General features: G+C 50.2%; 13 protein-coding genes. 7 read left to right on the top strand and 6 right to left on the bottom strand.

What is annotated here, in order from left to right; all coding sequences use genetic code 11:
* Positions 1 to 63 precede the first annotated feature (63 nt).
* Together TERTU_RS12750 and TERTU_RS12755 are read right to left on the bottom strand one after the other, a co-directional pair.
* On the bottom strand, positions 64 to 651 hold the full coding sequence (locus tag TERTU_RS12750; protein WP_015818425.1) for a hypothetical protein: 588 nt from the start codon (positions 649 to 651) through the stop codon (positions 64 to 66).
* 73 nt (positions 652 to 724) lie between these two features.
* Positions 725 to 1,138, bottom strand: a complete 414-nt coding sequence (locus tag TERTU_RS12755) for a hypothetical protein (RefSeq protein ID WP_015817867.1) — start codon at positions 1,136 to 1,138, stop codon at positions 725 to 727.
* A 463-nt stretch (positions 1,139 to 1,601) separates the two neighbouring features.
* On the opposite strand from TERTU_RS12755, the gene TERTU_RS12760 reads away from it, so the two are divergent.
* The 7 genes from TERTU_RS12760 to TERTU_RS22025 all read left to right on the top strand — a co-directional run bounded on the left by TERTU_RS12760 (position 1,602) and on the right by TERTU_RS22025 (position 18,024).
* Positions 1,602 to 2,804 (top strand): hypothetical protein, encoded by a 1,203-nt coding sequence (locus tag TERTU_RS12760; protein WP_015819280.1) that lies wholly within the window; start codon positions 1,602 to 1,604, stop codon positions 2,802 to 2,804.
* Positions 2,805 to 2,894: 90 nt separating this feature from the next.
* A complete protein-coding gene (locus tag TERTU_RS12765; RefSeq protein ID WP_015819774.1) occupies positions 2,895 to 3,812 on the top strand; it encodes a hypothetical protein in 918 nt (305 codons plus the stop codon).
* A gap of 1,022 nt (positions 3,813 to 4,834) precedes the next feature.
* Positions 4,835 to 7,462 carry a glycoside hydrolase family 9 protein gene (locus TERTU_RS12770; protein ID WP_015817352.1) on the top strand — a complete coding sequence of 876 codons (2,628 nt, stop codon included), beginning with the start codon at positions 4,835 to 4,837 and terminating at the stop codon, positions 7,460 to 7,462.
* A gap of 212 nt (positions 7,463 to 7,674) precedes the next feature.
* The gene (locus TERTU_RS12775; RefSeq protein ID WP_041590431.1) at positions 7,675 to 9,930 is read left to right on the top strand and encodes a cellulase family glycosylhydrolase; all 2,256 of its coding nucleotides are present in this window, start codon (positions 7,675 to 7,677) and stop codon (positions 9,928 to 9,930) included.
* Between the two features lie 665 nt (positions 9,931 to 10,595).
* Positions 10,596 to 13,613, top strand: coding sequence for a glycoside hydrolase family 6 protein (locus TERTU_RS21420; protein WP_080516713.1), 3,018 nt, complete (start codon positions 10,596 to 10,598; stop codon positions 13,611 to 13,613).
* A gap of 512 nt (positions 13,614 to 14,125) precedes the next feature.
* Positions 14,126 to 15,019 carry a TolB family protein gene (locus TERTU_RS12790; protein ID WP_228378150.1) on the top strand — a complete coding sequence of 298 codons (894 nt, stop codon included), beginning with the start codon at positions 14,126 to 14,128 and terminating at the stop codon, positions 15,017 to 15,019.
* A 1,076-nt stretch (positions 15,020 to 16,095) separates the two neighbouring features.
* The gene (locus tag TERTU_RS22025; protein ID WP_420834828.1) at positions 16,096 to 18,024 is read left to right on the top strand and encodes a glycoside hydrolase family 6 protein; all 1,929 of its coding nucleotides are present in this window, start codon (positions 16,096 to 16,098) and stop codon (positions 18,022 to 18,024) included.
* 676 nt (positions 18,025 to 18,700) lie between these two features.
* Here the strand turns inward: TERTU_RS22025 and TERTU_RS12815 are convergent.
* The 4 genes from TERTU_RS12815 to TERTU_RS12830 all read right to left on the bottom strand — a co-directional run bounded on the left by TERTU_RS12815 (position 18,701) and on the right by TERTU_RS12830 (position 26,579).
* Positions 18,701 to 19,906, bottom strand: a complete 1,206-nt coding sequence (locus TERTU_RS12815) for an AraC family transcriptional regulator (protein WP_015819773.1) — start codon at positions 19,904 to 19,906, stop codon at positions 18,701 to 18,703.
* A 273-nt stretch (positions 19,907 to 20,179) separates the two neighbouring features.
* Complete coding sequence (locus tag TERTU_RS12820; protein WP_228378151.1) at positions 20,180 to 22,231, bottom strand: TonB-dependent receptor plug domain-containing protein; 2,052 nt, start codon at positions 22,229 to 22,231, stop codon at positions 20,180 to 20,182.
* A 65-nt stretch (positions 22,232 to 22,296) separates the two neighbouring features.
* Complete coding sequence (locus TERTU_RS12825) at positions 22,297 to 25,530, bottom strand: efflux RND transporter permease subunit (protein WP_015818948.1); 3,234 nt, start codon at positions 25,528 to 25,530, stop codon at positions 22,297 to 22,299.
* Between the two features lie 2 nt (positions 25,531 to 25,532).
* A complete protein-coding gene (locus tag TERTU_RS12830; RefSeq protein ID WP_015819497.1) occupies positions 25,533 to 26,579 on the bottom strand; it encodes an efflux RND transporter periplasmic adaptor subunit in 1,047 nt (348 codons plus the stop codon).
* Between the last annotated feature and the right edge of the window lie 34 nt (positions 26,580 to 26,613).

Consider the following 26,613-nt stretch of genomic DNA (forward strand, 5'->3'; position numbering starts at 1 on the left):
CTTACCCGACAGTTTTTTTGATTAATCAAAAAAGTATATTGAACAGCGATGGACCGCTAAAACTTAAAAGAGCTTGTAGTAGAAATTGCTATCCACCCGACCTTCATTTATAGCGTTGGTAACTTTAATGCGGATCTGCATTCGCTGCTCAGCATTGAGTACCGCCATTTTGCGTTTAAGCTCACCCGACGCTGCGGGAGGGGACGTATTGCCATCCAAAACGCCATCGAGCATATAGTCGAGATCCTGGTACACCAGCGCTGAATCAGGCGACGCCTCAAGACTGTTTGCTTGATTGAGCAACGCTTCGCTAGCCTCCTGGCGAAAGCCAGTCACCGATGCTACGGTAGAGTTTAATGATGCTTCAAGTTTCGTGACGATCTGACGCAACCGACCAAGCTCATCGATCGTCGTTTTTTGCAATCCCTCGAGTGTCTCCACTCGCTCTACGAAAGCAATTTTTTCCTCCGTTTGAACGCGCGCATTACTCAGCATTCCCCGCTCACCAGCCGCCATTTCCGTCGAGAGAATCGTCGGACTCACTTTGTTAGCAACTTCTGTTCGACTCCAATCCATCACCAGGGCGACATAAGCCCCCACGGACGCACCAAGGAAAAAGGCCGCAAATACTGCCCATCCAACACTTTTCATTTTACGCCTCCCTGACTCTGGAGCAGTTGATACTCCAGAACCAAAATGTTACTGGCGTCAGCCTTAGTATTTTTTAGAAGACAAAAATACGCTTGGCGCCAAACTGCGATCCATTTTCAACAATAATTTTTTTACACAACGCGCCAAGCACCTCAAACCGGATAAACGAACTGTCTGTCAGCCCGGCAATTGCAGTGAGCTGGCCCTCGTCAGAGGTAATGCAGTTCACCTCTTCGTTGGTATCGGATAGCTTCGCTGCGCATCGGCCAATTGTGCCATCAACAACATCCGCTTCGATTTCACAACCAATAAAAGCGTTGGACAAATCATTGGCAACATTTGACGTAATTCCCTGTGCGTATCCAATACCTGCAACATACTCACCACTAACTTCCGTATCAAGCTCAATGGCAAGATCCAACCCCCAAACACTTTGCGACATCAACGCGATCGCAGCCACTCCGGCGATAGTCATTTTTTCGATCATCGTGAAAACCTCTTGGTTAAGTTTAAAAAACACTCCTTCGTTTAGCCGGATCAACGGAGATCCGACAAACAAAATATATTTTACGCCAGTGACATATTTATGATAAAAATAAGTCAAAAAACAACAATAACCACAAAACAGCAAGTATTTTTTTATTAGAAAACGACGATCAAAAAATATTTTTTTTGGTGGGCAAAAAGTTATTTTTAGTTCATAAAAATACGTTTACCCATACCGACCATGAACTAATTTATTTTTTTTACCAGACAACTCTACATTGATTTTATTCGATTTTAAGCAACCATTCACAACAACTTCCACAAAGACAATCTCGTAAATTTTTATTCGAAAATAGTTCACAATTTTTATTTATCTTTGCAATTGAGCAACAAGCTCAACGGGTTTTTGTTTACCGCGATGTAAAACGTTTAATACACACTTACCCTAAACAAAGGTGATAGCCATGAATACGATAAATAAACTTTCAGCGTTATTAGCGCTCGTGTCTCTAAGCGGTTACGTGTCAGCCCAAACCTCTCCACTCTGTGGAGACATTGGTGAAATTTCTCCTGAAATCATTGAGGTGAACGGCCAATACCCTATCGTGTGCGAACTGAACACTAATACACCGATTGCAGACGGCGACACTTTGCGCGCTGCCTATTATGGCATCGACGTTGTTTGGACCATCCGAGGCATCGTAAAAGTCGGCAATGGCGACCAAGCGTTATCTGCGGGTCAGACACCGACAACGGTCGCTTTATATGTTGAAAAAGGAGTCCAGTTCCGCTCTTTGGACGCATCAGCCTTAGTTGTTACACGTGGTTCAGAGATTCACATTGAAGGTACGGCCGCTGAGCCTGTTGTTATGGCTTCTAAAGACAATAACTTCACTGGTATCGGCGAGTGGGGAGGCCTGGTTCTGCAAGGCTACGGAATTGTCAACGACTGCGGTACCACAGGCAGTGTTTGTAACGTCGAAGCAGAAGGCGTCTCCACCGCTGGCAATATCAGCTATTTTGGCGGATTCGATAATAACGATTCTTCTGGTTCTATCACTTATCTGGAAATTTACGAGTCTGGTTTTGATGTTGCAGGCTCTCTGGACGCGGAACGTTCTGGCAACGAAATTAATGCGTTAACGCTTGTTGGTGTGGGCGCTAACACCATTTTGGAAAATATTACGATAAAAAATGGTCTGGATGACGGCATCGAGTTTTTCGGTGGTGCAGCCGAAGTTGATACTATCAGTATCTATTGCATCTCCGATGACTCGATCGACTACGATCTGGGTTGGAGCGGTTCAATCGATAACGCCTACGTTGAGCAATGCGATAACGTTGGCTTCGATGGATCCGGCACTGCAATTGTCCTTGCGGATCATGTAGTTGAAGCATCCGGTAATCCCAATGATTTTGATGCACTTCCGTTTTCAGAGCCCACGATAACAAACTTCAGCTTCGTCTCTACCGGGACAGATGAGGCGCTCAAGTTTAAAGAAGGTGCAGCAGGTCATATTTCAGTCACCAGCGCAACCATTAACGTTGATCAACTGGGCGGAAATAAAGGCTGCCTGGAGATCATCGATCTGGAAACTCAGGATCGTATCAGCAGTGGCCACCTCACTGTCAATGCACCAACAGCCCCCAACTGCGTTATCCCGTAAGTAAACGATTCCCTTTGCTTCATTTCTGATTAGGCCCTGCGATCCCCCGGGGTAAATTTACCGGGGGACGCCGACAACGGGGAGCCCGCCATGCGAATTGTCAAAAAATGCACTATGGCATTATTTCTCATTGTTTTTTTCTGCTTAAGCGCAGCTGCATCCAATGAGACAACAACACTCAGGGCATTCTCCGCAGGCGATCGGGGCACAATAGATACATACCACGACTTTGTCCCCTGCAGTATATCCAGCCCATCAAAATTCCGCGATGAAGATCGTTTCTCTTATAAGTCTCACGCTAACAGGAGCGGCATTGTCGCAGAGATTACACACAGCAAAAAGCCGAGGCCCCATGCCAATACACGCACGGAAATCCAACTGTATAAATCGGCTAATTTACTGTTCGCTTCGACAGGCGCCTTTCGTACGTATGCAAACCGGGAACAAATTGCTCAGCGCGCTATCGAGTTCAATAATCGTCGCGGAGAACTGGTCAAATCCCAGATGAAAATGCCTATATCACAACGAAAAGTCTTGCTGCAAGAATTTGAAGCATCTCTGGAGAGAACCAACCACGCAATTTTGGAAAATGTGGATACCTATTTAGACGCGACATTTCGCCCTATGTTCGCATTAGCCGGGTTAACGCTTGCGAATGAAGGGGAAATATCCGCTATGTTTTTTCGCGATTTTATCGAAACACCAGAATACTGGGTATTTTCGTATGTAAAGTCAGCGAATTCCGTAAAGATTTCCGGTCACTTCAATCGACCTGGCGAGCGGCGCTGTCAACATTTTGACATTGATGAAATCCGAAAATCCGGAAGCGACAACCCGTGCTTGGCTAGCACGGATCTGGTAGCTCAATATAATTACAACAACCTTGGCGTTATTGAGTTCTATACGATCGAGAAAAATAAACGATCCGCGGGTGACCACACCGTTGCGCAATGCTGGTCCTATAGTCGACAATCGCTTTCTTCAACACGAGAATTCAGCGCACTTTGATCAATTAATTTCAAACCATCGAAATGCCTGCCAACGTCTTCAAAGACTAAAATCACAACGCCTATAACCAAAAGCTCACGCTCTAAAAAACTGCGGTTTAGATATTTTCCCCAAAAAACCACGGTCGTGACGGGACTTTGTGCAGAACAATTTCATACTAAGCAAAAAATGTAACTCCAACACCCTATTGATGTCGCGCGCATCTGGATAGAAGTTGTATTGACCTACGCAGTTTCGCGTGGAAGTCGGCTTCTGGCTTTTCCCGCAACAGTAGAGATCCCGAGCGCGCTCGGCCAGAAGCAAAAACAACCTGCTAGCGTCGCCAACGTGCTGCTTTGATCAGCGGAACTTAATTGTATTAGCTGGACATACAGCTGCGCATTGGGGGGGTAGTCTTCGCGTGCTGGACACGCCTACCCGACGCGTTCTGACCCAGACCCATATTAGGTTATGGCCAAAGTGACAATTACCTAAACTCAATATCAAAAATCAATAGTTTGCGTCAAAAAGTAACAACCTCGACCCACACAAAATCAAGTGGCCCGCTTTTTAATACCTTTAACTAAGAATATTGAAATTATGGCTACACAAATTCAGCATTTAGCCTCATAACAATTCTTGGCCGGCTTAGTTAAACTCACTCATAGCGCAATAGAGGAACTTTTATTGAGCAACATATTTAACGCTCAATAAGAGTTGTTGCGCTCTCGCCCTTTCGGGCGTTGAATTAGAGTTAACAAGGCACTAGGCAACATAAAAATAAAAAACGTCGACATTTGATCTGTTTCAAAAAGTGAAAAAAAACAATAACTCGTTTTAAGAACTGATCAAGTTAAACAGGTGAAAACCCAAACTGACGGAACCTCTAGCTCACTCGCAGATTGGCTGTAACGTGGTTGCGCAATAGTGGCTGCGCGATAAAAGTATTGGCTGTTCGATTCCTTCGTTCTCGCTAATACGTCAACCACACCCAGCGCAATTGCGCGAGTAACTCCAGGCTCCCATCCTCCGTGGAGAAACTCATGTTGAAAAAACTGGCTTTAGCAGCCGGGATCGCAGCAGCAACACTGGCTGCATCCGGTTCCCATGGGCAGACGTTCGCGTACGGCGAAGCTCTGCAAAAATCCATCTATTTTTATGAGGCTCAACAGGCCGGCCCACTCCCGGAATGGAACCGCGTTGCCTGGCGTGGCGACTCAGTTCCTGATGACGGTGCCGACGTCGGACTGGATTTACGCGGTGGCTGGTTCGATGCGGGCGACCACGTTAAGTTTGGCTTTCCAATGGCCGCGTCAGCGACACTCGTCGCCTGGGGAGGCGTCGATTACAAAGACGCGTACGAACAGTCGGGGCAAATGGAACATCTGCGCAACAACCTGCGCTTCGTCAATGACTACTTTATCAGCGCGCACCCCGCTCCGAACGTGCTTTACGGGCAGGTTGGCGATGGCAGTGCAGACCATACCTTCTGGGGTCCCGCTGAGGTTCTGCACCACAAGATCCCCGGCTCGCGCATTTCTATGAAGATTGACGAAAGCTGCCCGGGTACCGATCTGGCCGCAGAGACCGCAGCAGCGATGGCCGCGTCTGCGATGGTTTTTCAGGGTGAGGACGATGCTTACGCAGCAACCCTGATCACTCACGCCAAACAGCTGTGGCAATTTGCTGATTCAACCAAAGGCACAACCGGTACAGATACAGCCTATTCCAATTGCATAACAGGTGCACAGGGCTTTTATACGTCGACGTATGGCGTTTACTACGATGAACTTGCCTGGGGTGCTCTCTGGTTATGGCGCGCAACTGGAGAAGACTTCTACCTGGAACAAGCCAAGCATTACTACGGTTTGATGGGCTTTGAAAACCAGACGACAACTCCGGTATATACCTGGTCGCTTGGCTGGAACGATAAAGCGTATGCCGTTTATGTACTTATGGCCGCACTTGTAGGTGACGAGGTTTACCACGCAGATGCACAGCGCTACCTGGATCACTGGAGCGTCGGCGAGGGTAACCGCACACCCAATGGGCTGATTCTGGTCGACTCCTGGGGGGTAAACCGCTATGCGGCCAACGCGGGTTATCTCGCACTCTTTTATGCAGATGCGATTGGCAGTGACCACCCCCTTTATGATCGTTACCACAATTTTGGTAAGAAGCAGATCGATCATATCCTGGGCGACAACCCTGACAACCAAAGCTACGTCGTCGGCTTTGGCGATAATTTCCCAATCAATGTTCACCACCGTGGCTCCCACGGTTCCTGGTCCGACAGCATTTCCAACCCGGTTAATCAACGCCATGTGCTATACGGCGCAGTTGCCGGTGGTCCGCAGGGCGATACAGGCTATGAAGAAGACCGCAATGACTATGTGCAGAATGAGGTCGCAACAGACTACAACTCAGGCTTCACCAGTGCCGTCGCTGCACTTTATGATCACTATGGTGGCGCGCCCCTGGCGAACTTCCCGCCTCCCGAGCCAGAGTCGGTGGAGTATCTGGTGGGGGCCAAGATCAATTCCTCTGGCAACCGCTTCGTGGAAATGAAAGCCGTTATTCAAAACCACAGCACAACACCCGCCCAAGGTAAAGACGACCTTTACATGCGCTATTTCTATGATCTGAGCGAAGTATTTGCCGCAGGCTACAGTTTGAATGATCTAACGGTGGCGTCCGGATACAACCAAGCCTCGGATGTGACTGGCCTGCAACATTGGGATGGCAACGTCTACTATGTGGAAGCCCAGTTCTATGACGATGTGGTATTTCCCGGTGGTCAGTCCGCGCACCGACGGGAAGTACAATTTCGCGTGTCCCTGCCAACCACATCCAATCTTGCCGAGTGGGACAACACGAACGACCCCTCGTTTGATCCAAGTTATTTAACGGTCGATAGTAGTCTGACTTACGGTATCGACGCGCCGAAAATTCCACTCTACGACGCCAACGGCCTGCTCTGGGGCGAGGAGCCACCCCGTGGCGGAACTTCCTCCAGCTCATCGTCGAGCAGTTCGTCCTCTAGCTCATCCAGCAGTTCATCGTCGAGCAGCTCCTCGAGCAGTTCGTCCTCGAGTAATTCGTCCTCTAGCTCGTCCAGCTCTTCGTCGAATTCTTCGTCGTCTAACAGCAGTTCCTCGTCCAGCTCAAGCTCATCGAGCAGTTCCAGTTCGTCGAGTTCGGGCGGCACCTGTGCGGACGTGAACGTATACCCCAACTGGACCGCACGTGACTGGGCCGGTGGAGTACCGAACCACGCGGAAGCCGGTGATTTGATGGTTTACCAAGGTACTGTCTACCAAGCTAATTGGTACACCAACAGTGTGCCTGGCAGTGATGCATCCTGGACCAACCAAGGGTTATGTGCCGGCGGCGGATCCAGCTCCAGCAGCTCATCATCCAGCTCAAGCAGCTCTTCGTCCAGCAGCAGCTCAAGCTCGTCCAGTGGTGCGTCCGGTTCATCCTCCAGCTCGAGCAGTTCGTCCTCGTCAAGTTCGAGCAGCAGCTCTTCGAGTTCGTCTTCTGGTGGCGGCGCCATGTGTAACTGGTATGGCTGGCAAGTACCTATTTGTGAAGACACCCCATCTGGCTGGGGCAACGAAAATGGCCAAACATGTGTCGGCCCCGATACTTGCCAAGAGGTCGTCAACTAGCAAACCACTAACTACAGGCGAAGATGATTCGCCTGCTACCCGCAACACAAGCAATTGCTGCGGGTAGCAAAGTCCAAACGGCCCATCTGAGCCGCCGCCAACTGAGCAATAAGTTGCGGCCCCGCCAATGGGCTTTTTTTATCACACCCAATGTAACCGGTATCATTCTTTCTATTTGCTTACTTCTCGTGAACCGGTTGAAGGATAAACCCATGAAACCATTCAAATTATTGTCCTCGGTTGCAGCAACAATCGCTGCCGTGTGCCTGAGCACTGCCGCAAACGCGGGTTTTCACGTAGAAAACGGTTTGCTGTTGGATGCCAACGACAAACCTTTTGTGATGCGAGGGGTAAACCACGCGCACACATGGTATGAAGCCCGTACCCAGCAAGCGCTTATTGATATAGAAAGCGTTGGCGCAAATGCGGTGCGCATTGTGCTGAGCAATGGCGCGCACGGCGAAGGTTGGGGCCGCGACAGTGAACAGGCAGTTGCCGGAATCATCGCCCAGATGAAAGCCCTTGAAATGATCAGTATCGTCGAAGTACACGATTCCACTGGCTATCCTGAAAAAGCTGGCGCGGCACCAATGTCAACAGCAGTCGATTACTGGCTCGACATAAAAGATGCTCTGATTGGCGAGGAAGATTACGTCATTATCAATATCGCCAACGAGCCGTTCGGCAATACTGCCAGTGCGGATGACTGGATAGATGCGCACAAAGAGGCCATCACCCGGCTTCGCGCCGCCGGCCTCACCCACACTTTGATGGTCGATGCCGCCAACTGGGGTCAGGACTGGCAATACGTCATGCGGGATCACGCGCAGGAAATTTTTGCTCACGACCCGCTCGCCAATATTGTTTTCAGTATTCACATGTATCAGATATTCAACAATCGACAAGCAGTCGACAGCTACCTGAAAACTTTTGTCGAGGATTACAAGCTACCACTGGTAGTGGGTGAGTTTGGCGCGGATCATGGTGGCGAGGACGTCGATGAAGCATCAATCCTCGAACTCTGCGAGCTGTACAACCTCGGCTATCTCGGCTGGTCCTGGTCTGGCAACAGTGGCGGCGTTGAGTCGCTCGATATCACCCTTAACTACGATGTAAACGATCTCAGTCCCTGGGGTGATTTTCTTATCAACAGTGCGTACGGTATTCGCAACACGGCGCAAACAGCCTCGGTGTTCACTAACGGACAGATCAGCTATGCCCCCAAAGCGATTGATTTTAATATCACCACTCTCGCTGATACAGCTGCGCAGATTGTTCTTTCTGGAACCGACCTGGATGGCGTAATCACTGACAGCACCATTACCAACGCACCTTTAAATGGCACGCTGCTCGGCTCAGGCGTTGAACTGACTTATTTACCCGCCGGAGGCTACTCGGGTCTCGACCCGTTTACCTACACCCTGACCGACAACGCAGGGCTCGAATCGAATTCAGCAACTGGCACCGTGATAGTTGCGGATGCTGGCGGAGCCAATGGCGCTCCGCTGTGCGACGTAGAGTTCGTCCGAGTGGAAGAGTGGGACAAAGGCTCGCATTTACAGCTAATACTTAACAATAATGGCGCCGCGAGCATTGCCGGCTACGACCTCAGCTGGGACGTCGCTCCCAGTGAAACCTTGAGTGGGGGTTATAACGCTACAAGTTACAGCCAAACCGGAAATACCATTACGGCGCATGTTGCAGCCGGTCATTTCAACGGCACCTTGGCGCCAGGCGCAGCTGCCACTCTGGACTATCAAATCAGCAAAGCCGGAGGCCTCGCTCTTCAACCTGCCTATTATCGCCTAAACAACTATATCTGCGCGGATGCTGGGTTCACGCCGACGAGCACCAGCTCTTCATCCAGCTCAAGCTCGAGTAACAGTTCCAGCTCATCCAGCAACTCATCTAGCAGTAGCTCGTCTAGCAGTAGCTCGTCTAACAGTAGCTCGTCTAACAGTAGCTCGTCTAACAGTAGCTCGTCTAACAGCTCCAGTTCGTCGAGCTCGTCATCAAGCAGCTCGGGTGGCAGTTGCGTCGAAATGTGCCAGTGGTATCAAGACCCGCTGCGACCTCTTTGCACTCAGCAGGATTCAGGCTGGGGATGGGAAAACAATCAGAGCTGTATCGGCCGAACCACCTGTGCAAGCCAGAGTGGTTCCGGCGGGATTGTTTCCAACTGTACTGGAAGTAGCAGCTCCAGCTCGTCCAGTTCGTCCAGTTCGTCCAGTTCGTCCAGTTCGTCCAGCTCTTCGAATTCATCGAGTTCTTCGAGTTCTAGCACGACCTCATCATCGACAAGTTCGAGCAGTAGTTCGTCCACGAGTAGTTCCAGTTCTGGCGGCGGACAGCAGTGCAATTGGTACGGTTGGATTGTGCCTGTTTGCGCATTTAGCGATCAAGGTTGGGGCAACGAAAATGGCCAGACCTGTGTTGGCGCTAGCACTTGCACAAACATAATTGAATAACCCCCTGTACAGCTATAGCAATATTCGCAATCAAAACCTGTAAAAACAGCGCGCACCACCAAAGGTGCGCCTGTTCAAGTTCGCAAAAATAACATTTTTTATGATTATTTTTTAATATTCAGCGTAGCCGCTGCTTATCTTTATACCGATCTGTGCAAATTTAAGTTTTATTTTCCGCAAAAATAGTTCAGTAAAACGCATTTCGAGAGAATTTACCTTCTTTTTGCAAAATTAATTAAACAATAAGCATGAAATTTTTACTTTTATTTCTCACACCTTGGAACAAGCGTATTTCATGCTTTCATCCAGCCTATTTCCGTCGAACGTCTGGAAAATCAGCACTTATTCACAGTAAGACGGAAACTCAACTCCTTTTACATGTTAAACAGTGACGCGCTACTCGGTTTAAGCGGTAGCAAATCCTATCTTCGAATCTCCATTTCCTCTCCCATCTCATAAAAAGGTTACATTTTTCGCTGAAAATTTCATGGTTAAGACTTAATCAAAACTATCCAAAACCCCTTATTTTTCAACACTTTCAATAAATAATTGCTTTCCCTAGAATGGCCATCGCTTTGCGAGTGCGAGGTATTTCACCCAGGGCAACACTCAACCTACTAAACCCCAAAGAAAAATAACGTTAATAAGTCATGGGAACATCTCTTATGATCAAATCTACACTGACAGGTATGATTACTGCTGTTGCCGCCGCAGTTTTCACCACCTCTGCAGCTTTCGCGGATGTACCTCCGTTGACAGTGAGCGGAAATCAGGTTTTAAGTGGCGGTGAAGCAAAAAGCTTCGCTGGTAACAGCTTCTTTTGGAGCAATACCGGATGGGGCCAGGAACGTTTTTACAACGCAGAAACTGTGCGTTGGTTGAAAGACGACTGGAACGCAACCATTGTCCGCGCCGCTATGGGCGTAGACTTTGATGGCAGCTATATCCCCGAGCATGAAGACGCCGACCCCGAGGGTAACGTCGCTCGCGTACGTGCATTGGTGGATGCAGCCATCGCAGAAGACATGTACGTGATTATCGATTTTCACACTCACCACGCAGAAGATTACCAAGCCGAATCTATCGAGTTCTTCGAAGAAATGGCCACACTGTACGGTGGGTACGACAATGTTATTTATGAAATCTATAACGAGCCCCTGCAAATCAGCTGGGACAATGTTATTAAACCTTATGCAGAATCGGTGATTGGCGCTATCCGCGCAATCGACCCGGACAACCTGATTATCGTCGGCACGCCCACTTGGTCACAGGACGTGGACGCCGCTGCGCGCAATCCAATCACCAGCTACAGCAATATTGCGTACACCCTGCACTTTTACGCAGGCACTCACGGTTCATGGTTGCGCGATAAAGCGCGTAACGCTATGAACAGTGGTATTGCGCTGTTTGTGACTGAGTGGGGCACCGTTAATGCAGATGGCGATGGTGCGCCTGCAGTTAACGAAACTCAGCAATGGATGGACTTCCTCAAGCAGAACAATATCTCTCACTTGAACTGGTCCGTGAGTGATAAATTGGAAGGTGCGTCTATCGTACAACCTGGCACGCCCATTAGCGGCTGGAACGCTTCTGACCTTACGGCCTCCGGCACACTGGTTAAGAACATCGTTTCCAACTGGGGCACCACAATCGGTAACGGCAGCTCCTCAAGTTCATCCAGCTCCTCTTCCAGCTCTTCAAGCAGTTCTTCTTCGAGCAGTTCCTCCTCCAGCAGCTCTTCCTCGTCAAGCAGCTCCGGATCAACTGGTGGCGGCAACTGTGCTGGAGTGAATGTGTACCCGAACTGGACCGCGCGTGACTGGTCTGGCGGCGCCTACAACCATGCGAACGCTGGCGACCAAATGGTCTATCAAAACAGCCTGTATCGTGCCAACTGGTACACCAACAGCGTGCCTGGCAGCGACGCCTCCTGGACTAGCCTTGGCGCCTGCGGAGGCAACGGAAGTACGACCTCATCCAGCTCAAGCAGCTCCTCGTCAAGCAGCAGCTCTTCTTCCAGCAGCTCCTCGTCTACTGGCGGTGGCTCCAGCTCCTCCAGCAGTTCATCTTCTTCATCGTCGTCTTCCAGCAGCTCTAGCAGCACTGGTGGCGGTCAATGTACCGAAGTGTGCAACTGGTACGGTCAGGGAACCTACCCACTGTGTAACAACACCAGTGGTTGGGGTTGGGAAAACAATCAGAGCTGTATCGGCCGTCAAACCTGTGAGTCACAGAACGGTGGCGCTGGCGGCGTGGTGAGCAACTGCACCGGTTCGAGTACATCCAGCAGCTCCTCTTCCAGCAGTAGTTCTTCCTCAAGTAGCAGCTCCAGTTCATCCAGCAGCTCTTCATCTGGCACTGGTAGCAGTACATCTTCCAGCAGCAGCTCTTCCAGCAGCTCCAGCTCAAGTACCGGTTCCTCCGGTATGCCTGGACCACGCGTGGACAACCCCTTCGCCGCTGCGCAGAAGTGGTACATAAACCCAATGTGGTCAGCGAGTGCTGCAAACGAACCCGGCGGCTCTGTCATTGCCAACGAACCCTCGTTTGTATGGATGGACCGTATCGGCGCAATCGAAGGGCCTGCTGACGGTATGGGCCTGCGCGACCACTTGAACGAAGCCCTTGCACAAGGCGCCGACCTGTTCATGTTTGTTGTGTACGACCTGCCAAACCGTGACTGTGCTGCACTCGCCTCCAACGGTGAACTGCGCATCTCCGAAGATGGCTTCAACATCTACAAGTCCGACTACATCGCACCTATCGTTGAAATCATCAGCGACCCTGCATACGCAGGTATCAAAATCGCTGCGGTTATCGAGGTGGACTCACTGCCTAACCTGGTTACCAATCTGAGCGAACCTGACTGTCAGGAAGCAAATGGTCCTGGCGGCTACCGCGACGGCATTCGTCACGCTATCACTGAACTGGGCAAAATCCCCAACGTATACTCCTACGTGGATATTGCACACTCAGGCTGGCTGGGCTGGAGCGACAACTTCGCGCAAGGCGTTAACCTGATTTATGAAGTGGTTGCCAACCTCGGTTCCGGCATTAACCCAATCGCCGGTTTCGTCAGTAACTCCGCTAACTACACGCCTGTGGAAGAACCCTTCTTGCCAGACGCCAACCTGCAGGTCGGTGGTCAGCCCGTTCGCTCTTCCGATTTCTATGAGTGGAACAGCTACCTGGCAGAGAAACCCTTCGTGACCGATTGGCGTTCTGCCATGATCTCGAAAGGTATGCCAAGCTCCATCGGTATGCTGATCGATACCGCACGTAACGGCTGGGGTGGCCCTGAGCGTCCAACTGCGCAGTCTACCTCCAACAACCTGAACACCTTCGTTAACGAATCACGTATCGACCGTCGTGAGCACCGCGGCAACTGGTGTAACCAGCCTGGTGGTGTCGGCTACCGTCCAACCGCTGCACCTTCTCCAGGTATTGATGCCTACGTTTGGGTGAAACCACAGGGTGAGTCTGACGGTGTTTCCGATCCTAACTTCGAGATCGATCCTAACGACCCGAACAAACAGCACGACCCAATGTGTGATCCGTTCGCCAGCAACTCGTCCAACAGTGCATACGGCACCGGCGCTATGCCAAATGCTCCGCACGCTGGTCGCTGGTTCCCTGAAGCCTTCCAGTTACTGCTTGAAAACGCTTACCCACCAATTAACTAGGCGTTTCACTAAACTCAACTAACTGGTTGTAGTCAATCCCAGAAGCCGCGCCTTTTCAGGTGCGGCTTTTTTTTTGCAATTTAATACGTGTACCGCTCGCATTTATTACTTAAGTCTGATGAATCTGTAGGCGTGGAAGAGTAAACTACCTGCGAGCAAACCCCGTTTTTTGAGCAACGATTAACCGAAGAATAAATAATAAAATAGATAATAATTACCACATGACTATGCCGCGCCAACAAACCAATTTCCCCAAGTATTCTTTGCAAAAATTATTGATCATTACTTTGTGCAGCGCGACACTCGCATGCGAGAAGGTCTCGCACGGGCCGAGTACACTTTATTTTTCTGCAAAAACTATTGGACCATCTGTCAACATTTACTCAGCAGACAGCAACGATCAAATCACAAAACGGACCGATGATGAACGCTGGAGAGATCTGGAGCTGGATGTTTCAGGAAATGGCGACCTGATATTTGTTTCCAATAGAACTGAAAACCCGAAAATTGACATGGCCAAACGTAGTGAAAATTACGATCTCTTTTTACAAATGAAAGGCCAGCCGTTTCCCACAAAAATTTATGAAAACCCCGGACTGGAAGTTCAGCCGAAATTTAGTCCGAACGGAAAAATTATTTCGTACGTTAGTCGTAACCGCGACAATCAACAGTTATCCTTTTTAGTACCAGGCAGAGAAGAACCACTGGTGGTACTCAGCAGCAAAGAGATAACGAGTTATGCATGGTCTCCAGATAGCTCTCAACTCGCAATTGCGTACAACGATGAGACTCACTCATATATTGATGTGGTTCAGACAGCTGATCAAAGCCGCAAAACACTGCAACGAATTCTTCTTGAAGGCCCGGCAGACAGCGCACCCGCCACCGATACTGACAATTTCCAGAAACAGTTCGCCTATGTCAGCTGGTCGCCCGCCGCCGACAAAATTGCTTTTATTCGTCACCCGCGCCATCGAGGTACTCGTCAGTTATGGGTGATGCCCCTCAATGGTGAACCACAGTTAATTAGCCCACCAGAAGCTCAAGTGCAAGATGGCATAAGCTGGAACTCGGCGGGAGATCATCTACTCTACTCCGCACTACTCGGTTACAAGTTCTATTGGGATGAAGCAAGTCAGCGCAAGATCTACGAAGGTGGGATGCATATTTTTGAATACCAGGTAGGTGGCAATAGTAAACAACTGACCAAGCACGATCATATGTTTAAAAACCCCACTTACTCGCCAGACGAACAACAAATTGCCTACCTCTACGCGGAAGAGCTTGGTGCCCGTGAATATCAGTTGTTTCGCATGGCACGAGACGGTTCCAACCCTGTCGAGGTGTTTAATGATGTATCGCCCATGTCCAGCCTGATCTGGCACTCGAATATTGGCGAAGAGTAAATTTGGCGAAGAGAGACATTTAATAAAACGGCAGTTACATAGACCAGCATTTACTTACATAACATGTTTATCGTTATTTGAATCGCGAAGCAACACAAGGCCATTAGGCGGGAAATTGAGAAAACTCTAATACGAATGAATGAGTCCTTTTCTTCAGCCAGAAAAAGAAACATGAGTCTACGCGTTTTCGGCGCCCTATAAAGCGAAAACGGCATTAAAATCATGTAATTTATGAGAAACGCTGGGTAGCGCAACGCTAAAAAATCGGCGACAATTTCGCCCATAAAAATAAAGCAGTATCCAAGTCATACTGCCAAAGCAGCGAATTCACCACCGCTGCACGTAACAAATCGCAACGTGCGTGATAGCTGCGCACCAGGCTGGCAGTCCATCTACACTTTTCCTGGTGAAGCAAACAGGTCTAGAGGAATAAACAGAATTGTCGCTCTGTAAGCGGTAGAAGGCGGATTTCGAGCCGGCAGTGGGCGACAGCGAGAGACGTTGCTGTGCAAGAATCTGCCAATTACATTGTGTTCGAAGCGTACTTGGCTAACTTAAGGTAAAGGTAATCGCAGCACCTTCTGTTTTTTTCTATCGCCTGAAAAAGCCAGCGAATACACAGACTGCGGTTCATAGTCCTAAGCAAGAATAATAGTTTCGACAAGCACAGTTCAGGGAATAAAAGTTCAGAGAATAATAAAGTTCCGAGAATAAAAAATCTCCGAAAATAATAGTTCTAAGGCAAGAAGATTAGATTTTACGCGAAGCGCAGCTTACGAAGGCTCACGCTGAGCACAGATTTCGAACATAGCTGATTTGGCGTTCCAGAGCCCTATCGTGCGAGTGGTACCCGTGACGACTTTACTTCTTGTGCAGTACTGGCTCATCCAGCTACTCAAAGAACAACGTTACAGGTTCACACGATATCCACCTCGACTCAGTTCGAGCTTACACGAGACCAAGTGCATGTTGGTCGCGTATCACACCCTTGAGTTGCCGACAACACAAGTGGTGAATTATCACAATAAAACACTCCTTGGAGATTCTGACATATGACAACCAACAAATTAAAAGCCCTGGCATTTGCCGTAACGGCGGGCCTGTTTGCCGCAGTTCCTGCGGTAAATGCGGCATCGTGCAGCGGGGTTAATGTTTACCCGAACTGGACCGCACGCGATTGGTCCGGCGGCGCTTACAACCACGCCAATGCCGGCGATCAGATGGTGTACCAAAATGCACTTTACCAGGCAAACTGGTATACCAACAGCACGCCCGGAAGCGATGGTTCATGGACTAGCCTGGGCGCATGTGACGGTACTGGTAGCTCAACCTCTTCCAGTTCCAGCAGCTCATCAAGCAGTTCTTCGAGCAACAGTTCGTCGTCCTCATCCTCCTCTTCATCCAGTTCCAGCAGCTCTGGCGGCTCATGCACTGAAGTGTGTAGCTGGTATGGCCAGGGCACATACCCACTGTGTAGCAACACCAGCGGCTGGGGTTGGGAAAATGGTCAAAGCTGTATTGGCCGTCAAACCTGTGAGTCACAAAACGGTGGCAACGGTGGCGTAGTCAACAGCTGTGGTAACGGCAGCACTAGCTCTTCTTCGTCTAGCAGCTCCTCTTCCTCTAGCAGCTCAAGCTCTTCAAGCAGCTCGTCGTCCAGCTCCTCTGGTATGGGAAGCAGCACGTCCAGCAGCTCATCAAGCAGCAGCTCTTCCAGCAGCTCCAGCTCCTCCAGCACCAGCTCTTCTGGTATGCCTGGACCACGCGTGGACAACCCCTTCGCCGCTGCGCAGAAGTGGTACGTAAACCCAATGTGGTCAGCGAGTGCTGCAAACGAACCCGGCGGCTCTGTCATTGCCAACGAACCATCATTTGTCTGGATGGACCGTATCGGCGCAATCGAAGGACCTGCTGACGGCATGGGCCTGCGCGACCACTTGAACGAAGCCCTTGCACAAGGCGCTGACCTGTTCATGTTTGTTGTGTACGACCTGCCAAACCGTGACTGTGCTGCACTCGCCTCCAATGGTGAACTGCGCATCTCCGAAGATGGCTTCAACATCTACAAGTCCGACTACATCGCACCTATCGTTGAAATCATCAGCGACCCTGCATACGCAGGTATCAAAATCGCTGCGGTTATCGAGGTGGACTCACTGCCTAACCTGGTTACCAATCTGAGCGAACCTGACTGTCAGGAAGCAAATGGTCCTGGCGGCTACCGCGACGGCATTCGTCACGCCATTACTGAACTGGGCAAAATCCCCAACGTATACTCCTACGTGGATATTGCACACTCAGGCTGGCTGGGCTGGAGCGACAACTTCGCGCAAGGCGTTAACCTGATTTATGAAGTGGTTGCCAACCTCGGTTCCGGCATTAACCCAATCGCCGGTTTCGTCAGTAACTCCGCTAACTACACGCCTGTGGAAGAACCCTTCTTGCCAGACGCCAACCTGCAGGTCGGTGGTCAGCCCGTTCGCTCTTCCGATTTCTATGAGTGGAACAGCTACCTGGCTGAGAAACCCTTCGTGACCGATTGGCGTTCTGCCATGATCTCGAAAGGTATGCCAAGCTCCATCGGTATGCTGATCGATACCGCACGTAACGGCTGGGGTGGCCCTGAGCGTCCAACTGCGCAGTCTACTTCCAACAACCTGAACACCTTCGTTAACGAATCACGTATCGACCGTCGTGAGCACCGCGGCAACTGGTGTAACCAGCCTGGTGGTGTCGGCTACCGTCCAACCGCTGCGCCTTCTCCAGGTATTGATGCCTACGTTTGGGTGAAACCACAGGGTGAGTCTGACGGTGTTTCCGATCCTAACTTCGAGATCGATCCTAACGACCCGAACAAACAGCACGACCCAATGTGTGATCCGTTCGCCAGCAACTCGTCCAACAGTGCATACGGCACCGGCGCTATGCCAAATGCTCCGCACGCTGGTCGCTGGTTCCCTGAAGCCTTCCAGCTTCTGGTGGAAAACGCTTACCCTCCCCTCTAAGCGATAGCGAACGTTTAGTCCGCTCAAAACCGCGCCCATAAGGCGCGGTTTTTTTATCCTCTCAGAAACAACAGCTGCTTTCGTCGTGATTCCAGTAGCGATCAACACGTATTTTGCGTTGTTCACCTTTACTACTTTAAAAGGGAAGGTGCGGCCGTGAGTAAAACTCCGGCAGCCAACGCGCGAACCACCCAGAGAAAACAACGGCACCTCAAGATACATCGCCTGCATGTAAAAACAAGCTAAGGCTAGGACCTGTTGACACTAATTCGACTCATTCTGTTGCGGCTAAAATTTCGCTATCAAGTGATGCGGCACCCCGACGTTTAGAGTGTAGATTGTTCGGCATTCCCCTGTGCCTCACCCCTTCGGTGTTACACGCTAAAACGCTCCTGGCGTTTTAGTGGTTATTCCAAATGAGCGACAAACAACGCTGAGAGCGGGGTTTAGCCGCAACCTGCGAGGGGCCAAGAGCGAATGGACACAGGCAGATAGCAATTTGAAACACGTTGAGAGGCCGCCCCACCGAAACATAATCAGTGTGCGGCATATGATTTAAAACCCAGAACGGGAGCGTAGCGTAACTTGAGCACACATACTCGACGTACACATAACGACATAGCCTCACAAAATCAACTTGATGAGAGGCCGCTTTGATAGCGTCAAAGAATTAAGGTTAAGCTTGCAATGCAGGAAGGTGACGTTTTTTGTACTCTCGTGGCGTCACGCCTTCCATTTTTTTGAAAAAATTATTAAATGTCGCTTTGCTGTTAAAACCGACTTCATACATGATGTCAAGCATAGTCGCGTTTTGATGATCATCCTGCAGCAATAGCTTTTTCGCATACTCAATGCGGCGAGTATTTATGAATTCAAAAAAATTACATTCGTAATGCCGGTTCAAAATAGTCGACAAGGTACGCGGCGATATTGACATTTCAGTCGCCAACACTTCGAGCGTCAGTGTCGATTGCAGGTACATCTTTTTTTCGTCCATCAGATAATCCAGGCGTTCAATGTACGCAGGATTAACTGTCGGAGCGGGCTTTTCGTCCTCTATTGAAGCTAAATGGGGCTGAGCTATGGCGATTCTAAGCGGAAGTCGAGGCCAGTCATTCCCCCGCAGCGACAGGCGTGCACATCCCGCGACCATCCCCAACAGTAAAAAACAAGTGCCGTAATTCGAAATAAGCCCCATTGCGTCCGCAGGCAGATGCGTATCGAAATGTCGGTTTAATACTAGAAATATCGCGATAATACTCGCCCATGCCCAAAGAGCCGCAAATCCAAACGCGACGAAATGCAAGCCAGACACCAGCGACTTGTTATTAACGAGTACTTTTTTATCCAGACTGTGTGTGTAATAGCGTAACTCCAAAATACAGAGAACACCAAAATACAGACGTAAAAGCTCCCGAGCGAGAGTAATAAAAAATATCGTGAAGGTTTCCGAACTCATGCTATAGCCACGTTGAATTTCGGCTTTCACATCCGTTGGCAACATGTGATATGCAAGTGTCTGGTGAAACAAGAAAACTAAAAATGGCACCAGGTAGAAAAAATCAACCCCGCGCAGACGATAATTTTCGTAGAGCCGATAACGTAAATACAACAGTAGAAATGGGCCCTGCAACCAATAGCCTATTTCGAAAACGTAAAACCAATCGGGTAGATTATCAATAGCCCATGCACGTACCGCTGCGCCAAAGCTAATCAGGGTATCCAGTGGCACAGCGGCCAGCGATAGCAGAAAGCCGATCAGTAAACTATTTCCCAGCACAGCAGATTTCGCGTTTTCAACTAACGCAAAACCCAAAATCGCACACAGAAATATCGTAAATAATAGAACGACGTCATGCGTATTGAATAGAACGAGATTCATCGAACAAGCCCCACACCAAGCAGTTCAACGTAGCGTTGATTGTTATTATTATTTAAGCTGGAGTTTTTCATCACGCGCCAAGCGTGAATATCATTTCCTGCTTTTCGCCCTATTGTAAAACAAAGTCACCACCAAAGGGCAAACTCAAACGATAAAAAATACAGGGAAGAATACGTACGCATCACACTTAAGCATCAAATATAATCGTTCGATTAAATCTTAAGAATGAGTAAAATTGACCATAAGTAATTGATGGATTTAACAAACCATCGGCTAGAAGTCTACACCAACACCAACTGAAACCCTCTGCTCAGGCCCATAGCTCCCGTATTGAAAGTTTACCAGTTCGTTGGCAGGGTAACGAATATCGTCATTGAGAAAATTAAACGCATGAAAGTTGAGATACCATTTTTCACCGCTTTTTTGATAGCGGATATTGGCGTTTAAGAGAAAATAGCCATCGACTTTGTCGCCCTTTCGATAAACCGATTGATCATCCGAATCGATTTGATAATCCGCGAGCATTTCGTCCACATAGATCATCGATCCACTGATTCGCCAATCAGAAAATCCATAACCTGACTGAAGTTTTAAGATAACGTGTGGTGAGTTTCCAATATCGACACTCTCGGCTAAAGCCTCGTCTTTCGTGCGTTGGACAACGGTACTAAAATCTGCAAAGAATGCCGATTTCGGCCGATACTTCACAATAAGCTCGGCGCCCTGGGTAGACCACTCTCCGTCATTGACAAGTGAAGGTACAAAACGCCCACTAACAACGGTCTGAAAAGTACGTAACAAATTCTCTGTCTCATTCCAGAAAAAAGCTGAATTAATACTCCATGCCCCTTGCAAATAGGTATAACTGGCTTCCAAAGAAGTAATCTTCTCAGGCTCGAATAATATCCAGGAACGGTTATCTTGCGTTCCAGTACTGTAACTCAGGCGTATGGAATGTGCGTCGTTTAGTTTAAATATAGTTGCCAGCTTCGCCGCCCGATCATCTCGACTGTCGACGTCAACCTCGTAACTCAATGCTGACGTACGATTTTCCCGTACACGCAACTGGTAATTACTGATTGAACTCAGTCGATAACCGGCAACAAGCGTGACTGACTGAGTGAGGGGAAAATTGACGTTTGCAAACCCGCTGACACTGTCAACGTCTGAAGACTGTCTAAGGTCCCGGTATCTTGCGCCGTCAGCCGAGATCTGGATATCGACATCGCTTTCGATACTCGACAACTGTCGGTAGTTGATTCCACCAACCCACCGCGCACCCAGCCAGCCGTGAGCACGAAGCAGCCCTTCAATTTCGTAGCGTTTAGAGCCCTGCTTCTGATAGCCCTCGTTATCCACAGTCGTGAAATCCGGCTCGGTGTGATAATTCAACTCGCTAAAAATACCTGTCAGGCTACCTTCAACCACTTCGCTTAAGGTGTAGTCGTATTGGGCATGTACATCCCAGTTCGTGAGTTTCAGTTTGGTCCCCAAACGATGTGCGGGCACAACGGGATAGAAACCGTAGCGCATGTCAGAATAGCGTGCGCCCACGGTGAAGTTGCTTCGGCGCGCGCTAATATCAAGATTGGCATTGTCCTGGTTCAGAGTACCATCCAAATCATGATTATATTGCGGATAGTTTGCTTCAAGCGCATCTTGCTGCTCTGGGCTGGTAAGATCATCTATGCTTCCACCAATGCCATAGGTGCGGTCTGCCCCCAGATTAAACACTACTTCACCCTCCTCCAGCTCCTTGCTTAATCGCAAAAATCCTTTGTTGTATCCGTTGCCTCCGTATGCGCCAACAACTTTCCCGTTCGCGCTACCGGCGTCATTAGTAATGACGTTTATACTGCCAAGAAACGCATTGTTTCCGTATATCACCGACGATGGGCCACGTACAAATTCAATACGATCAATACTGTCGATGGGTATATTAATGCGGCTGCGATCAGGTAAGGTCAATCCCTTGATACGAGATGGATGCTGTTGTACGCCATTGATTAAAAATGCGAAAGAGCCGCCGACAACGCCTCGCATCCCGATGAGAAAATCTTCATAACTATCAATGTGATACACACCGGGAAGGTTCATCAGAAGCTCTGCGAGCGAGTCGTAGCCCATAAGCGCAATATCGTCACGCTGGACAATCGTCACAGAATTGGGAATATCTGCAAGCGTATCTTCAGACTTGGACGCCGAGGTAATAGGCGTGTCCATCAGGTCTTTTAACGAAAGCTCAAATAGCTCTCGCGCTTGCGCGGGTACAGAAAACAAACACGCCGCGCAAATACCGATGGCGAATTGTGATGTCCGTTGCATGACCACAGCCCTGTATCCTTGGAGTGTCGAGCCCAGCCCGGCACTCCAAACGGACGCACCAGCAGCTAGTCGACCTCCGGTTTTTCAGCAGAATCGTACTCATAGGCGTAATACACAACGGGTATTACTAACAGCGTGAGCACTGTCGACACCAGCAAACCAAATATCAAAGACACTGCCAAACCACCAAATATCGGGTCGTCCAGGATAAAGAACCCACCCATCATCGCCGCAATCGCCGTCAGCGCAATCGGCACTGACCGAACCGCTGCAGCTTCGATGGTGGCCTGTTGCAGGTTTTTCCCTGCGGCCTGCTGCTGCTGAATAAAATCCACCAACAAAATCGAGTTTCTTACGATAATTCCTGCCAGAGCAATCATGCCGATCATTGATGGCGCAGTAAATTGCTGCCCAAGCAAAGCATGGCCTGGCATTATTCCGATTATAGTCAAGGGAATCGGAGCCATAATTATTAATGGCGTGGAGTACGACCTGAATTGTGCGACGACAAGCAAATAGATCATGATAAGGCCAACGGAATAGGCAATTCCCATATCCCGAAAGGTTTCGAACGTCACTTGCCACTCGCCATCCCACTTGAGACTCCAGGCGTAAGGATTTTCTGGCTGCGAGGTATAAAACTGCTCTACTGGGGCACCGTTGATTGGTTCGTTGGACAATGTAGATGCGATAGACGCCAGCCCATACAGCGGGCTGTCCGTCTCGCCCGCTGCGTCTCCCATTACATAAACGACCGGCAATAAATCTTTGTGGTAGATGGTTTGATCGCGCCGCTGTTGCCGCAAAAAAGTCACTTCGCTAAGTGCAACCATCTCGCCAGTGCGGGATTTAACCTGAAGTTGCTGCAATGTCTGTAAATCGCTCTGTGCTGCAGAGGGCAGCTCCAGACGTACAGGAACCGGGACTTTGGCGTGGCTATCGTGCAGGTAGGAAACATCCTCTCCCTGCAGCGCTGCATTGATATCCGCGACAATCGCCTGCTGACTGACGCCTAACTGGGATGCACGGGCTCTGTCGACAACAAGCACCCATTTCTCCTGCGCGTGCTCGCGCGTATCGTCGACGTCAACCACATCTGGCGTTGCTCGGAAAATCTCGCCGATCTTTGCCGCCACATCCAACTGGCGCCGATAATCCAAGCCGTAAATTTCAGCAACTAACGGTGCCATGACCGGCGGCCCTGGCGGCATCTCAACAACCTTTACATTCGCACCAAATTTTTTCGCGGTTGCTTGCACCAGTGCACGCGCCTCGAGCGCGATATCGTGACTTTTGCGGTGTCTTTTTTTCTTATGCACCAGATTGACTTGAATATCGCCTTCATGCGAGCCATGCCGCAAATAATACTGGCGCACCAAGCCATTAAAATTGATCGGTGCGGCGGTGCCGGCGTAGGTCTGGTAATTGTCCAGTTCGGGTAGCTGTTCAAGGTCGTCTGCCAATGCCTGCAATACCCGTTGTGTTTGCTCAAGCGGAGTCCCTTCCGGCATATCCACGACCAGCTGAAATTCGCTTTTGTTGTCAAAAGGCAGCATTTTCATGATGACCGATTGACTTGCCACCAAACTCAACGACAACGCGATCAACCCAATAATCGTCAGCAACAAAAATATGCGATTGCGTTTGCCCTCGGCGCGATTGAGGAAAGGCGTCATTATTTTTTCAAAGGTGTGGTGGAGACGGGTTTTCACCTGCGTTTCGCTATGGCCGTGCCCCCCAGAGGAACTCGTTTTAAACATCCGGAAAAACAGCCAGGGTGTTACCACAAAAGCGACCGCCAAAGAAATTAACATCCCCGTTGAGGCATTGATTGGAATCGGCCGCATGTAGGGCCCCATCAACCCGGTAACAAAAGCCATGGGCAACAGTGCTGCGATCACCGTGAAGGTCGCCAATATGGTTGGCCCGCCAACTTCATCCACAGCCACAGGAATGGCTTCGCGTAGCGTTTTACCGCCCAGCCCCATGTGGCGGTGAATATTTTCTACTACCACAATTGCATCGTCGACCAAAATGCCGATTGAAAAAATCAGTGCAAACAACGAGACCCGATTTAATGTAAAACCCCACGCCCAGGACGCAAACAGGGTAATCGCCAAAGTCACCACGACCGCAACACCGACGACGATGGCTTCGCGCCTGCCGAGTGCGAACATCACCAGCACAATGACCGACAGCGTGGCGAATATCAGCTTTTTAATCAGCGTTTGCGCTTTTTCCGCGGCGGTCGCACCGTAATTACGCGTCACGGTTGCTTCTACACCATCCGGGAAATACACACCTTTCATTTGTTCAAAACGGGCGATAACCGCATCCGCGACATCCACTGCATTTTCACCCGGCTTTTTTGCCACCGACAAAGTCACTGCCGGATAGCGACCGCCGGAATTTTCCGCATTCGCAGGCCCGAGGCCGTGGGTAACATAGCTTGAAGGTGTTTCCGCCCCGAGCGACAGCTGAGCGATATCGCGCAGAAAAACCGGAGCGCCATTGCTCACTCCAACAACCAAATCACCCACTTCATCGGCAGAGATCAGAAAGGTACCCGCTTGCACCTGCACCGTTCGGTTATCACTCACCAGCTCCCCGGCATTGGCCGAGGCATTAGCGGCGGCGAGACTGTTGCGAATATCCGCCAGCGACAAACCATAGGCCGCCAGCCTGGCCGGATCGAAGCTCACTTTTAATACCCGCTCAGGGCCCCCAATAGTTTCGATGTCCCGCGTTCCCGGCACACGCTGTAATTCTGCTTCCATGGCATGGGCAATCCGCAACAGGTCACTGGCGGTCAATGCCGGGTTTTTACTCCACAGGGTGCCAGTCACAACCGGCACATCATCAATCCCCTTGGGTTTGATTAACGGTTGGCCAACGCCGAGATTGTGTGGCAGCGCGTCCTGATTTGAGTAGAACGCGTTGTATAACCGCACAATCGCGTCGGTGCGGGGCTCACCGACGGTAAAGCGTACCGTCAGCACGGCCATACCAGGAGAGGACGCCGAGTAGATATGCTTAACACCGGAAATTTCAGAGACCACCTGCTCTGCAGGTGTTGTCACCAAAGATTCCACTTCCTCAGCCGTTGCGCCAGGAAACGGAATAAATACATTGGCGAAGGTCACATTAATTTGCGGCTCTTCTTCTCGCGGGGTAATCATTACGGCGAACAACCCGAGCAATAACCCGGTGAGCGCGAGCAGCGGCGTAATTTCGGAGGTGAGGAATGCGCGGGCAATTCGCCCGGAAATACCCAGCGACGGGCCTGCATGATCGGACATAATCAATGCTCCCCGGGGCTGAATGTTTGGCTTTTATATGCCGAGGCCGCAGCGACCGTATCGAGCAATACGTGCTCGCCTGGCTCCAGACCTGCAAGCACCACGTAATCGTCCGCGCCCACCGCTTTACCCAAACGCAGATAACGGAAGCTAACCCGGTTATCTGCGACTACATAAGCGGCTGTGACTTCGCCGCGATGCGCAACCGCCGCCGCGGGCACCAGCAGCGCTTCGGTTTGCTCCGTCACAAAAGCGACTTTCACCAATGTTCCAGGGAATACCGGTGTTTGAATAGCGCCCGAAGGCAAGGTCAACAACACAGAAAAACTTTGGCTGGCGGCATTAGCGCTGGGCGGTATCCGCATCTCATCCACCGCAACCGACTGACCGGAAGCCAGAATGACCCGCGCTTTTTTGTGCTGGCGCAACGGCCCAATATGCTGCTGAGGAATTGCAACGCGAACCCGTAAATGGTCCAGCGACAAGCCTTCAATTAAAGGTGTTCCAGGCGCGACTGTTGCGCCCACATCGGTCAGCCGCGCCACCACGATACCGCTGTAAGGCGCGATCACACGAGTATGCGACACCCTTTCCTGCGCATCTTTCACCGCTGCGGTTGCCGATTCGACGCGGGCCAGCGCTGCCTGATTGGCAGCTTCCGCTTGATCAAATGCCGCTTTTGCCACCAGCCCTTTTTTAAAGACGTCGCTGATGCGCGCATACTGTTGGCTGGCTTCTGCAGCCCGTGCCCGAGCTTCTTCCAAACCCGCTTTCGCAGCCGCCAGCGCCGCTTGCTGTTCCGTATCGGTAAACCGTGCAACCACATCGCCTTTCGCAACAAAATCGCCCACGTCGAAGGGTAACTCGACTATCCGTCCGCTGGTCTGCGCAGACACCACCGCCTGATTGACCGCCTCTACCACCCCATCAAAGTCCATTTCACGCGGTACACTGGCGCGGGTAACCTGCACCTTTGGAATACCCGCCAACGTGGTGGCAATCTGCTTCTGCGGCACTGGCGCATGCTCACTCGAACATCCCAAAAACATGAACAAAAGCGCTGTGACGCCCGCGATCGACAGA

Source organism: Teredinibacter turnerae T7901 (assembly GCF_000023025.1).
Lineage (GTDB): Bacteria > Pseudomonadota > Gammaproteobacteria > Pseudomonadales > Cellvibrionaceae > Teredinibacter > Teredinibacter turnerae_B.